Origin of the sequence: Mycobacterium sp. E2479 (assembly GCF_001667925.1) — a bacterium.
Taxonomy (GTDB): Bacteria; Actinomycetota; Actinomycetes; order Mycobacteriales; family Mycobacteriaceae; genus Mycobacterium.
Map to the genome: position 1 here is coordinate 190,435 of NZ_LZJR01000096.1, position 13,124 is coordinate 203,558.

Consider the following 13,124-nt stretch of genomic DNA (forward strand, 5'->3'; position numbering starts at 1 on the left):
TTTGGACACGTGTTGAGGTGGTACGCCACGCGCATGTTATCGAAATTGACCCTCATGAAACCGCTGGTTGTCGCAGGTGCCGTCGCCGCGGCCATCGCCGCGGCGCCCGCGGCCGCTGCTGATGTCTACCTCGCCGGACCGGCCGCCAACTCCCCCGTGCCCACGCACGTGACCTTCAAGGACGACCCGGGTGGCGGCGGCTGCGACGCTAACGGAAACTGCGGCTCGGGCGGCCAGTTCAACGGCCCCGGCGGCGGTCCGGGCGGCCAGGGCTGTGTCCCGGGCGTCGGCTGCGGCTCCGGCGGGCAGAACGCGGGCCCCGGCGGCATTCCCGGCGGACAAGGCTGTCTGCCGGGCGTCGGCTGCGGTTCCGGCCACGCCTAACCGCTAGACCCGTCGGCCTCCCGAGAGCCTGGTGATCCAGGCCCGGGAGGTTGCCGGGTCTATCACGTCGTCCAGTTCGAACGTGGTGGCCGACCGCAGCGCCTTTCCGTGCTCGTAGGCAGCGGCCACCAGGCGGTCGAACAGTCTTTGTCGCTCGACGGGACCGCCTGACTCGTCCGCGGCGGCCAGTTCCTTGCTGAACCCAAGGCGCACAGCGCCTTCCAGGCCCATCCCGCCGATTTCTCCGGTCGGCCAGGCGATGGTGAACTCCGGCGCGCGGAATGAACCGCCCGCCATCGCCATTGCGCCAAGCCCATATCCCTTGCGCAAGATGATCATTCCCAGTGGCACCGTCAGCCGCGCCCCCAGGACGAACATCCGGCCGAAGCGACGAACCGCCGCTTGAATCTCCGCGTCGGGCCCGACCATGAAGCCCGGGGTGTCGCACAGCGAGATCACCGGCAGCCTGAACGACTCGCACAAGGCCAGGAAGTCGCCGGCTTTGTCGGCGGCCTCGGCATCGATCGCGCCACCGAGGTGATGGGTGCTGTTGGCGATCAACCCGTACGGCACTCCCTCGACGCGCACGAGCGCGGTGACTATTCCGACGCCGTAGTCTCCCCTGAGCTCGAGCACCGATTCGACATCGACGATCGCCTCGATCGCCCGGTGCACGTCGTAGGCGCGTAACCGGTTCTGCGGCACCACATGCCGGGCCAGCCGCGGATCGGGCGCCGCCCAATCACCCACGGTGCCCTGAAAGTAGGACAGGTACCGCTTGGCCAGCGCGACCGCATGCGCCTCGTCGCGGGCGACCAGGCTGACCACGCCGTTGCGGCGCTGCACGCCGATCGGCCCGATCGCCTCGGGCGGATACACGCCCAGCCCGCCGCCCTCGATCATCGCCGGCCCGCCCATCCCGATGTTGGCGTCCGGCGTTGCGATGATCACGTCGCACACCCCGGCCAGCGCGGCGTTGCCGGCGAAGCAGCGGCCCGAAACGACCGATACCAGCGGCACTTTCCCGCTCAGCCCCGCCAGCATCCGGAAGGTGGGGACGTCCAGCCCGGCGGCGCCGCCGACGTCGGTGTCGCCCGGCCGCCCGCCGCCGCCCTCGGCGAACAGCACCACGGGCAGCTGCTTTCGCGCCGCGAGGTCGAATACGCGGTCGGTCTTGGCATGGTTGCGCATGCCTTGCGTACCGGCCAGCACCGTATAGTCGTACGACACCACGACGGCCTGCGCCGCGGCCCTGCCGAACCGCTCCGCGCCGATGGTCGCCAGCCCGGCGACCAGGCCGTCGGCCGGGGTGTTGACCATCAGGTCCTCCTCCGAGCGACGGCTGCGCTGCGCTGCAATGGCCAGCGCACCGTATTCCACGAAGCTGTCAGGATCGACGAGGTCGGCGATGTTCTCCCGCGCGGTGCGCCGACCTTGGTTGTGCCGCTTGGTAACCGCCCCTTGACGGCCTTCATCCAGGGTCAGCGAATGCCGATGCAAGACCTCGTCGAGGTCGGGCCGTGGCCGGTCGAGGTCCATTGTCGCCGCGAAGGATTCGCTGTCGTCGTTGCCCGTCGTGCGGGTGAAGACCAGCAGCGGGTCTCCGGTCCCGACCACCTGCCCCGGTGTCACCAGGATCCGGACGGTTCGCAGCGCGTCCGGTGCGACGAGCACGTGCTGCATCTTCATCGCTTCCAGGACAACCAATTGGCTGCCCGCGGCGTATTCGGCTCCCTCGGAGGCCACCTCGACCACGGTCCCGGCCAGCTGCGCGCGCAGCGCGTCCTCGCCGGGATAGAGCTCGACCGCGGCCACCCGCGGTTCTTGCTGGTGAGACAGCGCGGCTTGGGCCAATTCGGGCAGCTTCTCATCGAGAAATCCGGTGCTCACCCAACCGGATTCGACTCGATCGTCGCTCAGCAGCGCGCGCAGGAATCCGATGTTGGTGGGGACGCCCTCGATGCCGAACTCGGCCAGCGCGGTGCGGGCCTTGCGCACCGCCGACCGCCATGACGACCCGTGCACATCGACGATGAGCTTGGCCAGCAGCGAATCGTATTGGGGGCTTATCGCCAATCCGGTCCGGCCATACGTGTCGACGCGCACGCCCGGACCGCTCGGCGGGGAGAACACGGCGAGCGTGCCCGAAGACGGGACGACCGACAGGTCGGGGCCGAAGGTCTCCATATTGATCCGGAGTTGGACGGCGATGCCGTGGTGTGCGGCCGGCTCGCCGATGACCTCCAGCCCGTCGGAGTCGGTTCCGGCCGCCAGCCCCAGCTGGTAGAAGGATGCGCCGCCGGCGATCGCCAGCTGGACGGCCACCAGGTCGAGCCCGGTGGTTTCTTCGGTGACGGTGTGCTCGACCTGGATTCGTGGGTTGACCTCGAGGAAGACGAACTGCTCACCGGAGACCAGGAATTCGACGGTGGCGAGCCCGTGCAGGCCCACTCGGGCGCACAGCCGCACCGCCGCCTGGTGCAGGGCGCGGCGCAGCTCATCCGAAAGACCTTGAGCGGGAGCGATTTCGATGAGTTTCTGGTAGCGCCGCTGAATGCTGCAGTCTCGGTCGCCGACGGCGTGTGCGTGCGTCTGGTGCCCGGCCGGCGCGGCGACGACCTGCACCTCGATGTGGCGCGCATCGGTGAGCAGCGCCTCGGCGAACAGCGCGGGATCGCCGAACCCCAGCTGGGCTTCGGCGGCGCAGCGCTGATAAGCGTCATCGATCTGATCGGCGTTGTGCACCTTGCGCATTCCGCGCCCTCCGCCACCTGCGATGGCCTTGATCATGATGCCGCCAGCCTGCTCGGCGAAGAATGCCCTGATGTCCTCGACGCTGCTGGGCCCCTCGGTAGCCGGTAGCACCGGCACCCCGGCGGCGATCGCGGCGCCACGTGCCGATGTCTTGTTGCCGAGCAGCTCGAGCACCCGGGCGTCTGGTCCCACGAACCTGTAGCCGCCCGTCGCGCAGGCCTCGGCGAATTCGGCCTTCTCGCTGAGGAATCCGTATCCGGGATGAATCAGATTCGCACCTGAGCTTTTCGCCGCAGCCAGCACGGCGGACTGGTCCAGGTAGGCACGCGGGCCGGCCCCCGGCAGGCCGATCGCCTCGTCGGCCGCGTGCACATGCGGGCTCTCCGCGTCGTCCTCGGCATAGACCGCGATGGTGCGCATGCCCAGTTCGATTGCGGTGCGGATGATTCGAAGTGCGATCTCGCCGCGGTTGGCGACCAGCAGGCTCGCACTCATCGCAGTGGCTCGCCCCACCGGACCTGCTCGCGGAGTCTGGCCTTGAGCAGTTTGCCGCCGGCATTGCGCGGCAGCGCATCATCGACCACCGTGACATATTGCGGCACTTTGAAATCGGCCAGCCGGCCGCTGCAGTGGTCGAGCACCGCCGGAACGTCGATCTCGTCACCGCCGCCGAACAACACCGCCCCCACCTTCTCCCCCATGACGTCGTCGGGAACCCCGAGCACGCAGGCGTCGGCCACGCGGGGCGCCGCCAGCAGCACCGCCTCCACCTCGACGCTGGAGACGTTCTCACCACCGCGATTGATGATGTCCTTGAGCCGGTCGACGATGTACACCCGGCCCGCATCGTCGACGCGCACCACGTCGCCGGTGCGCAGCCAGCCGTCCGCGAAGGTCGTGGCGGTGGCCTCCGGCCGATTCCAGTAGCCGGTGGTCACGTTGGCACCCCGCGCCACCAGCTCCCCCACACCGGGGTCGTCGCCGATCGGGATCACCCCGAGGTCCACCGAGGGCACCGCATAGCCGACGGAGTCGGCGTGCTCGACGGCCTCGCTGTCGGGCAGCGCGGTCATCAACGATGCGGTCTCCGTCATGCCATAGCCGTTGAACACCGTGGCGTGGCCAAATGCGTTTTTCACCGACCGCACCAGCGACGGGGGGATCGGCGCGCCGCCGTAGCCCACCCACCGCACGTTCGACACATCCAGCGCGGCAAACGCGCTGTGCCGCAACAACAACGAGTAGACCGCCGGGACTGTGACCATGACCGAAATGCGCTCGGCGGTCAGCGTGGTGAGCAACGCATCCAGGTTGAGCGCCGGCATGATCACCGAGGCTCCCCCGAGCCGTGCGGCGGCCAGCAGTTGGGTGTTGCATCCCGTCACGTGGAACAGCGGTACCGAGATGAGCGTGCGCATCGCCTCGCCGAGATCCCGTGGCTGTTGCAGACAGCGAATCGCGTTTTCGGTGTTGGTCAGGAACGCCTCGTGCGTGGTCGGCACCCCCTTGGGATGGCCGGTGGTGCCGGACGTGTAGAACAGCGCTGCCGCGTCGGCGCGCCCGAGTTGCTCGGTCACGTACGGCCGTCCGTCCGGCAGCGCGGCGTCCGGCGCCAGATCCACCTGCGCACCGGAGTCGGACAGGACGAACTCGACCTCGGGCTGCGCCGATCGCGTATTGACCGCCACCACAACGCCGCCGGCCATCACCGTGCCCCAGAACGCCAGCGCCCAGTGGATGCCGGCGGGGTAACGCACCGCGACGCGGTCGCCCGGCTTCAGGCCACCCGCGCGCAGCCCACCGGCCACTCGCGCCGCGCGATCCCACAGCTGCCGGTACGTCAGCCGCCCACCGCCCAGCTCCACCAGGGCCTCGGCGTCCGGTCGGACGTCGACCTGTTCGGCGAGCATGTCCAGCAGCGTGGCGGGCAGCTCGTCATAGCGCGGAATGCCGTCGCGGCCGCGTGATACGCCGGTCGTCGCGAAGGGATTGCGGTCGCGGGGAATTTCGATCACAGCATGCCCGGTCCTTACTAATCCGGTGTCCTATCGTGATAGCGGTGACGATCGAGGATTCCGCCATCATGCCCGAGGCGTTCTTCACTGTAGACGGCGACTCCTATGTTCCGGGCCAGCTGACGCAAGGCCCGTGGGGCGCGGCGATGGGCGGCCAGATCGTGGGGGGCCTGTTGGGTTGGGGCATAGAGCAATCCGGCATCGATCCGGACCTGCAACCTGCCCGCTTCACGGTTGACTTGTTGCGCCCGGCCGCGCTGGAGCCGGTGCAGATCCAGACCTCGGTGCAGCGCGAGGGTCGGCGCATCAAGCTGGTCGACGGCAGCCTGATCCAGAACGGCACCGTCGTCGCCCGGGCCAGCACGCTGTTCCTGCGTCGCGGTGCTCATCCCGACGGGCAGGTGTGGTCGTCGCCGACGCAGATGCCGCCGCTCCCGGGATCCTCGGACGGCTTTCCCGCCCAGATGCCGTTTCTCATCTGGGGGTATGGCGCGACGTCGCAAGGCAGCCCGGGAATTGCCGCAGGCGAATGGGAGCAGAACCACTCCCAGAAGTTTGCCTGGGCGCGACTGTTTCGGCCGATGGTGCACGGGCACCCGCTGACGCCGTTCACCCGTCTGGCCTTCGCCGGCGACATCACCAGTTCGCTCACCCATTGGGGCACCGCTGGATTGCGCTACATCAACGCCGACTACACCGTCACCGCGAGCCGATTGCCCGACGGGGAATTCCTCGGTCTGGCCGCCCAGAGCCACTACGCCACAGCCGGGGTCGCCACCGGTGCTGCGACCCTGTTCGACCAGCACGGGCCGATCGGTACCAGCTCGGCGCTGGCCCTGGCTCAACCGGCCGACGCCTTCAAACCGACCTACGCCTAGGCGGGCACCCTGGACTCGCGAACCGATTCACGGGAGCCTTGACTGGTGAGCCACCGCGTTCCGGACCGTCGCCTCGCGGCGGCCGCCGTCTCCTTCCTCGGCTATACCGCGGTGATGCTCGTGCTGGAACATCGCATGCGCCGCAGCGGCGGGCCGGGGATCATCGCATTCGAGTTGGCCGGCAGTGCATCTCGGGCCGAAGACATCATGAGCCGGTGGGGAAGCGACGGTCAGCGGGCCGCACGCCTGTCGCTGTGGCTCGACTTCGGTTACATGGCCACCTACGGCGTATTGACGGCGCTACTGGTCGACCGCGCGCGCCGGCGGCGCGGCCACCCGGCCGGTTTGCCCGCCGCGGCGCTCGTCGCCGTCGCGGGTGATGCGGTGGAGGGGGTCTCACTGCTGAGCGTGCTGCGCGGGAGGCGTATCGGCGTGCATGCCCGGCGCGCACAGGTCGCCGCGCTGGTCAAGTTCGCGGCCCTGGTGGGGGCGCTGGGATACGTCGCGGGGGGCATCAGGCCGTCGAGACCCGACTAGTCCATCAGCTGTGCCGCGATGGTCGCCCCGAGCTCCCAGCACGCTTGCAACTCATCCTTGCTTGGTTTGCCCGAAACGATCACGGTCTCTGCGGCTTTGGACCACCCGAGCCCGGTGGTGATGGTGTCGACGGCACGCTCGGCGCCCTCGGTGCCCTCGTTGCCGTGCAGGTACAGCCCGAACGGTCGCCCTCGCGTCGAGTCGAGCAGTTGGTAGTAGGCACAGTCGAACGCGTGCTTGAGGGCACCCGAGATGTAGCCGAGGTTTGCCGGGGTGCCCAGCAGGTAGCCGTCGGCGGCCAGCATCTCGGCCGGCGAGACCGTCAGCGCCGGTCGCCGCAGTACCTCGACGCCCTCGATGTCGGGGTCGGTGGCGCCGGAGACCACGGCCTCGAACATCTCGTGGGTGTGCGGCGACGGCGTGTGATGCACGATCAGCAGCGTCTTGCTCGGTGTTTCGCTCACGGTTGGCCCTGCAGGTGAACCGCCGTCTTCATCGCCTCACGGGCGCGGCGGCGATCTCCCGCATAGTCATAGGCGCGGGCCAACCGGTACCAGCGCCGCCAATCGTCGGGGTGGTCCTGGACTTCGGTGCGCACCGTGGCGAACAGTTCATCGGCCGCGTCGCGCCGGATGCGGCCCGACGGCCGGCGCGGCAGCGCGCTGGTGTCCAGTTCCATTTGTTCCGCCGCGATCAGCCGGGCCAGCTTCTGGTGGGTGAATCCGGCGCGCAGGGTGGCGATCATCGCCCAGAGCCCGATCACGGGCAGGATCAACACCGCCAGTCCGAGGCCGACGGCGGCCGCGCGGCCGGAGCCGATCATCGCGACGGCCACGCGCCCCAGCAGTACGAAGTACACCAACAGCGCGACGCACATGAAGGCGACGAGCAACTGGGTGCGCAGGGCTTTGGTCATTGCAGATTGAGCAGGGCCTCGAGACCCACCGTCAGGCCGGGGTGGTCCTGGATGCGCCGCACGGCCAGCAGCACACCAGGCACGAACGAGGTCCGGTCGATGCTGTCGTGGCGGATGGTCAGCGTCTCCCCCTCGGTGCCGAACAGAATCTCCTGATGGGCGACGAGCCCGGCCAGCCGCACCGAATGCACCGGAATGCCGTCGATGTCGGCGCCGCGCGCGCCCGGCAGGGCGGTGCTGGTGGCATCCGGGTTGGGCGGCAATCCCTTTCGCGACTCGGCAATAAGTCTTGCGGTGCGCGCCGCGGTGCCCGACGGGGCATCGGCCTTGTGCGGGTGATGCAGCTCGATCACCTCGGCCGAGTCGAAGAACGGCGCCGCCTGCTTGGCGAAGTGCATCGACAACACCGCCCCGATCGCGAAGTTCGGCGCGATCAACACCGAAGTGCCAGAGCTGTCGGCGAGCCAATCCTGCACCTGCTGCAGCCGCTCGGCGGTGAAGCCCGTGGTCCCGACGACGGCGTGAATTCCGTTGTCGATGACGAACTTCAAGTTGCCCATCACCACGTCGGGGTGGGTGAAGTCGATGACGACCTCGGTGTCACCCTCGGTCAACAGGCTCATCGGATCGCCGGCGTCCACTTCGGCCGACAGGCTCAGATCCTCGGCCGACTGCACGCCCGCGACCATGGCCGAACCGACCTTGCCTTTGGCTCCCAGCACTCCTACCCGCATGAGTTTCACCCTAGACCCGGTCAATTCTGCGCCGCGGCGTGCGTCGAGTTATTTCATGACAACTCGGACGGGGGTTTCGCGCGCCGATCAGGTGTGGACGATCCAGCCCGCCTCGGTGTAGGGAGCGGGTTGTTCGGGATCGTTGATCGTGATGTACAGGTCGCCTCCCGTCGGCATGACGAAGCCGACGAATCCATGCGCGGTCTGCCCGTCGTGCAGGCCGCCCGCTTGCAGCGCGGGCATCTTGTTCAGCCTCCGGTAGTCGACCGCAAGCGATGACGGCTGGGGCGCGTCGACGGGATGGGTCCATGGCTGATCGCCGCCGCCGTATCCGGCGAACATATAGCGCTGGTCGAACTGGAAGAACCGGTGGGACGTCGCGGTGATAGTCAGTTCCACCACGTTGCAGGCAGAGTCAGGCGTCGGACTCGCAAAATGAGAGGCGCACCCCGGCGGTAACCACGTCGCACTGTCGACGGTGATGTCGGCGGTCGCGCCGCCGGCCGACCGCGCATGCACGGGCACGCCCAGCTGACCGATCGGGAACGGTGGACTCTCGGCCGCGGGCTCAGCCGAACCAGAGGGGCACGAGGATGCGGCGATGACCACGGCGGCTGCCGCATTTACAAATCCCGCGCGCACCACGTGAGATTACCCGCAGCGTTGCTCGGAAAAACAGGGAACTGTCTGATGCCGGCGGCATGCCAGCCCGTTTGCGCAAGTGGAGCACGTTCAGCGAGACGGCTTGCCGCCGGCGGAAGGTCTACTTCTTGAAGCGCCCGGCGAACCCGCGCAGCGGTAGGTCGGCGCTGGTGATGAGCCCCGGTGGCGCCGCGACCACCGACTTGATCGAAGCAAGCGCCGGCATGCCGGTGACGGTCATGCCGATCGAGGCGAAGTTGTCCGGGTTGGACAGATCGACGCCGGGCTTGGGGAAGATCATGTGCTTGTTGTAGATGCAGGGGTCGCCCTGGATCTGAGTGATGTAGCAGCCCTTGATGTTCCAGCTGGGATCGGTGTGGGGAGTCATCTGCCATTCCAGGTGCGTTTCCACCCGCGGCACGCCGTCGACCATGCCTTGGTACTTGATGTAGTTACCGCCCAGCGAACCCTTGGGCAGCGTGTACCACCCCAGGTCAACATCCTTGGTGCACGCGCCCAGCTCGTAGCTGAACTTGACCTCATCCAGCCGCAGGTCGAAGCAGTCGGCCATCATGTACACGCTGTCGGCGAACACGCGGGTGTACTTCTCCAGCTTCGAGGGGATTTCGGGGTCGTCAACCGGCTGGCCGTAACCCACCTCGATCCAGGTGTCCTTGGAGTGGTGGCACGACACGTCGACGGATTCGATCGTGGTGACGTTCTGGATCTCGGCGACGTCGGCCGAGCACACCACGCCCAGGATCTGGTTCAGCCCCGGGTTCATCCCGGTGCCGTAGAACGTGGCGCCGCCCTTCTCGCAGGCTTCTTGCAGCAACTGAGTCACCGGCTTGCCTGACGGGTGCGGGTGATTCTTGTCGCGGTGCCAGCCGGTGATCCAGTCGGCGGTGGTGACGATATTGACGCCCGCCTCAAGCACTTTGACGTAGAGGTCCTCGTCGGGGAACACGCCGTGGAACGTCAGCACATCGGGCTTGGCGGCGATGATCTCCTCGACCGTGCCGGTGAACGCGACCCCGTTGGGCGCCAGCCCTGCATACTCTCCGGTGTCCTTACCGACTTTCTCCGACGAATAGCAATGCACGCCAACGAGTTCGATGTCGGGTTGGGCGGCGATCCGCTTGATCATCTCCGAGCCGACGTTGCCGCTGCCGACCTGAAAGACACGGATCGGTGCTGTGCTCATTGGCTTACGCCTTCCTGCGATGCGAACGCCTCGGGATAGAACTGCTTGGCCCACTTGCGAATTGCGGTGAAACCTTCGTACTCGTCGGCGGCCAAAGCCGGCGGATCCGAATAACGCTGGTGCTGCCAGATCTCGATGTCCTGCTCGAACTGGCGGATGACTTCGCGCCCGAACTCGTCCGCCCTGGCGGCGGCGCGGTCCTGGTCTTTGTGCGGCGTCCGGCCGATGTAGACCATGAACCGCACGTCCGAGGAGAACTCGTCGACCGGCGTGATCGCCGAGATGGTGCGGTTGTCGATCATGCCCCAGCTCTTGGTCACCGCGATGCCCAATCCGCCGTTGATGGCCTGCACGCCGCTGTTGACGTCCTCGATCAACTGGGCGTCGTCGCCCGCGAAGGTGATGGTGAAGTCGACATAGGACACCGGCCCGGCGAAGTCGTGGCGGGTGAACACCGGCACGATCGGGGTGTTGTGCACGTACTTGAAGTGCGCGAAATCCACCCCGTTTTCCAACACGTATTGCGGGTGCAGTTCGAGGGTCTCGCGGTACAGCCGCTGCTGCGGGTAGTAGTCGGCCGCGCTGCTGCCGTCCTCGAACGCGGCGAACACGTCCGGCGCGTCGAAATAGGGCTCGCGGCGGTCCACGTCGTGCCAGATGTACACCGACGCGTTGCGCTCGACCACCGGGTAGGTGCGAATGCGGCGGCCACGGTTGGGCCGATCCTGGTACGGGATGCAGACGTTGCGGCCGTCGGCGCTCCACTGCCACCCGTGGAACGGGCACTGCAGTGTCTCGCCGACGACCTTGCCGCCATAGCCCAGGTGCGCGCCCAGGTGCTCGCAGTAGGCGTTCATCACCGTGAGCTCGCCGGATTCGGCACGCCAGGCGACCATCTCCTGGCCGAAGTACTTCATCTTGTGCACGTCGCCGACGCCGATCTCGTCGGACCAGGCGACCTGGAACCAGCCGGTCGGTGTCATCGACAACGGTGGCTTAGCCATCGAGCCCTGCCATGTGAGCTGCCCTCCCTCGCGTAGGAATGATAGGCCGCACCGGGAGAAAATCAAAGTACCCTCTATGAAACTGTTCATACCGCCGCGCGTCAGTGGATAGGATCGGCGGATGACCCGTCAGAGCAGCGCGGCCGGCGTTGCGGGCCGGCGCCCCAATCGGCGGGGCAACGCGACCCGCGAAAGCATGCTCGAGGCGGCGTTACGCTCGCTGGCCTCCGGCGAGCGGGGCTCGGTCTCCGCCAACCGCATCGCCAAGGACATCGGCGCCACGTGGGGAGCGGTCCAGTACCAGTTCGGCGACACCGATGGGTTCTGGGCCGCCGTGCTGCACCGCACCGCGGAACGCCGCGCCGCGACCTTCTCGACGCTGTCCACACCCGTCTCGCCGGATGCGCCGCTGCGCGAGCGGGTCGGCGCCATCATCGATACCCTCTACCGCGGCCTGGCGTCCCCGGATTCACGGGCGATCGAAAACCTGCGGGCCGCGTTGCCGCGTGATCCCCAGGAGCTCGAGCGGCTCTACCCGCGCACCGCCGCCGAGCTGTTTTCCTGGGGCAAAAGCTGGCTGCAGACCTGCCAGCACGCCTTTGCCGGTCTGTCCGTCGATCCGGATCGGGTTCGTGAGGTCGCCGCCCTTATCCCCGGTGCGATGCGCGGCCTGGTCTCGGAGCGTCAGCTGGGTTCCTATGCCGACCTCGACATGGCGCGCCGGGGTCTGACCAACGCCCTGGCCGCCTACCTCGAGCAGTCGCGGCCGTAATGGCCGACGTCACGATCCGCGTTGCCACGTCAAGTGATTCGCCGATGTGGCCGCGCTGCACTATCCGGTGTGGCGGCGATCCTGGTCCGGGATACTGCCGGACCAGGTACTCGACGCGCTCACGTCGCCGAAGGCCTTGGCCGTGCTGCTCTATCCCCGAGACCTCAGCCGCCCTGGTTGGCCCCACTGTGCTACCGCCTCAGGCGTCGATGACCACCCGCTCACCGTCGGCGCGCGAAACGCACACCAGCATGCCGTCGTCGCCCGGGTCGGCGCGGCCACGGTGATCCACTTGTCCGGCAAGCACTTTGACCCGGCATGTCCCGCAGAATCCTTGCCGGCACGAGTATGGGGTGGTCGGGTCCCTATCGAGCATCACTTCGAGCGCGGTGCGATTCGCCGGTACCGCAAGCAGCTGCCCTGATCGTGCGAGCTCCAGCTTGAACGGCACGCCGTCGACGACGGGTGCCGGGCTGAACCTTTCGTAATGCAGTGGCGCACCAGCATGCTCGTCGCGGGCGATGCGGACGGCTTCCAGCATGGCGCTGGGCCCGCAGACGTAAACGGCGGTCGCCGGTCCCGCCCCGTCCAACAGCTCCGCCACGGTGGCAAAGCGGCCGTGCTCGTCGTCGGCCCACACCGTCACCCGGTCCGGCCCCAGCGACACGACCTCGTCTAGCAGTGGCATGTACTCGCGGCTGCGGCCGGTGTAGATTGCGCGCCAATTGATTCCGCGCTGCGCCGCCACCTGGATCATCGGCAGGATGGGCGTCACGCCGATGCCGCCGATGACGAACAGAACGTCCCGCTCGGCGGTGCCGAGGTAGAACGCGTTGCGCGGACCTTCGAACGACAGCGTGTCGCCCACATCGAACGTCTCATGCATCTCGATGGATCCGCCTCCGCCGTCGGCGATCCGGCGAACGGCGATGCGGTATTCGGTGCGCCGCCCGGGCGCACCGCACAACGAGTACTGCCGGCGCCGGCCCGAGGGCAGCAGCACGTCGATATGGCCGCCGGGCGTCCAGGATGGAAGCAGCCCGCCGTCGGGGTCGGCCAGGGTCAACGCGACGACGTCTGGCGCGGCCATCTCGCGCTTGGTCACCACCGCGGTCAGCTTGCGCTGCACCGGTTTCACCCGCGACGGCGACCACCGTGACAGCGTGGCAAAGCCTTCGAACACCGCCCGGACGCCCCACAGCAACGACCCGAATCGGTCGTGGTCACGCCGTCCGTACAGGTCGGCGGGTCTGCTGGCCCAAATGCTCTCCGGCATTGAAACGG

The 13,124-nt window shown here is 67.8% G+C and carries 13 protein-coding genes; 4 read left to right on the forward strand and 9 right to left on the reverse strand.

The features are described from left to right. Positions 1 to 54: 54 nt before the first annotated feature. A complete protein-coding gene (locus tag A5686_RS15840) occupies positions 55 to 384 on the forward strand; it encodes a PE-PGRS family protein (RefSeq protein ID WP_067935932.1) in 330 nt (109 codons plus the stop codon). A gap of 3 nt (positions 385 to 387) precedes the next feature. On the opposite strand, the gene A5686_RS15845 is transcribed toward A5686_RS15840, so the two are convergent. Both A5686_RS15845 and A5686_RS15850 read right to left on the reverse strand, forming a co-directional pair. Beyond that, positions 388 to 3,633 carry a carboxyl transferase domain-containing protein gene (locus tag A5686_RS15845; protein WP_067935935.1) on the reverse strand — a complete coding sequence of 1,082 codons (3,246 nt, stop codon included), beginning with the start codon at positions 3,631 to 3,633 and terminating at the stop codon, positions 388 to 390. Continuing rightward, entirely contained in the window at positions 3,630 to 5,153 is a 1,524-nt protein-coding gene (locus tag A5686_RS15850) for a class I adenylate-forming enzyme family protein (protein ID WP_067935937.1), read from the reverse strand. The genes A5686_RS15845 and A5686_RS15850 overlap by 4 nt, the downstream gene beginning before the upstream one ends. Before the next feature lie 44 nt (positions 5,154 to 5,197). Between A5686_RS15850 and A5686_RS15855 the strand changes: the two genes are divergently transcribed. Both A5686_RS15855 and A5686_RS15860 read left to right on the forward strand, forming a co-directional pair. Next, a complete protein-coding gene (locus tag A5686_RS15855; protein WP_082947655.1) occupies positions 5,198 to 6,031 on the forward strand; it encodes an acyl-CoA thioesterase domain-containing protein in 834 nt (277 codons plus the stop codon). Between the two features lie 45 nt (positions 6,032 to 6,076). Next, positions 6,077 to 6,568: a hypothetical protein gene (locus tag A5686_RS15860; RefSeq protein WP_067935939.1), complete on the forward strand. Its 492-nt coding sequence runs from the start codon at positions 6,077 to 6,079 to the stop codon at positions 6,566 to 6,568. Here the strand turns inward: A5686_RS15860 and A5686_RS15865 are convergent. The 6 genes from A5686_RS15865 to A5686_RS15890 form a co-directional block, all read right to left on the reverse strand. Then, positions 6,565 to 6,966: a flavodoxin family protein gene (locus tag A5686_RS15865; RefSeq protein WP_067936229.1), complete on the reverse strand. Its 402-nt coding sequence runs from the start codon at positions 6,964 to 6,966 to the stop codon at positions 6,565 to 6,567. The two genes, A5686_RS15860 and A5686_RS15865, sit on opposite strands and share 4 nt — an antisense overlap. Before the next feature lie 62 nt (positions 6,967 to 7,028). Further along, complete coding sequence (locus tag A5686_RS15870) at positions 7,029 to 7,484, reverse strand: hypothetical protein (protein ID WP_067935943.1); 456 nt, start codon at positions 7,482 to 7,484, stop codon at positions 7,029 to 7,031. After that, positions 7,481 to 8,218, reverse strand: coding sequence for a 4-hydroxy-tetrahydrodipicolinate reductase (gene dapB, locus A5686_RS15875; protein WP_067935945.1), 738 nt, complete (start codon positions 8,216 to 8,218; stop codon positions 7,481 to 7,483). The genes A5686_RS15870 and dapB overlap by 4 nt, the downstream gene beginning before the upstream one ends. An 87-nt stretch (positions 8,219 to 8,305) precedes the next feature. Beyond that, positions 8,306 to 8,860 (reverse strand): hypothetical protein, encoded by a 555-nt coding sequence (locus A5686_RS15880; RefSeq protein ID WP_067936231.1) that lies wholly within the window; start codon positions 8,858 to 8,860, stop codon positions 8,306 to 8,308. A 121-nt stretch (positions 8,861 to 8,981) separates the two neighbouring features. Continuing rightward, the gene (locus A5686_RS15885) at positions 8,982 to 10,064 is read right to left on the reverse strand and encodes a dihydrodipicolinate reductase (RefSeq protein WP_067935947.1); all 1,083 of its coding nucleotides are present in this window, start codon (positions 10,062 to 10,064) and stop codon (positions 8,982 to 8,984) included. Then, a complete protein-coding gene (locus A5686_RS15890) occupies positions 10,061 to 11,068 on the reverse strand; it encodes a Rieske 2Fe-2S domain-containing protein (protein WP_067935950.1) in 1,008 nt (335 codons plus the stop codon). The genes A5686_RS15885 and A5686_RS15890 overlap by 4 nt, the downstream gene beginning before the upstream one ends. Positions 11,069 to 11,189: 121 nt before the next feature. On the opposite strand from A5686_RS15890, the gene A5686_RS15895 reads away from it, so the two are divergent. Further along, complete coding sequence (locus tag A5686_RS15895) at positions 11,190 to 11,840, forward strand: TetR/AcrR family transcriptional regulator (protein ID WP_067935954.1); 651 nt, start codon at positions 11,190 to 11,192, stop codon at positions 11,838 to 11,840. Positions 11,841 to 12,039: 199 nt separating this feature from the next. On the opposite strand, the gene A5686_RS15900 is transcribed toward A5686_RS15895, so the two are convergent. Further along, positions 12,040 to 13,116 carry a PDR/VanB family oxidoreductase gene (locus A5686_RS15900; RefSeq protein WP_067935957.1) on the reverse strand — a complete coding sequence of 359 codons (1,077 nt, stop codon included), beginning with the start codon at positions 13,114 to 13,116 and terminating at the stop codon, positions 12,040 to 12,042. Between the last annotated feature and the right edge of the window lie 8 nt (positions 13,117 to 13,124).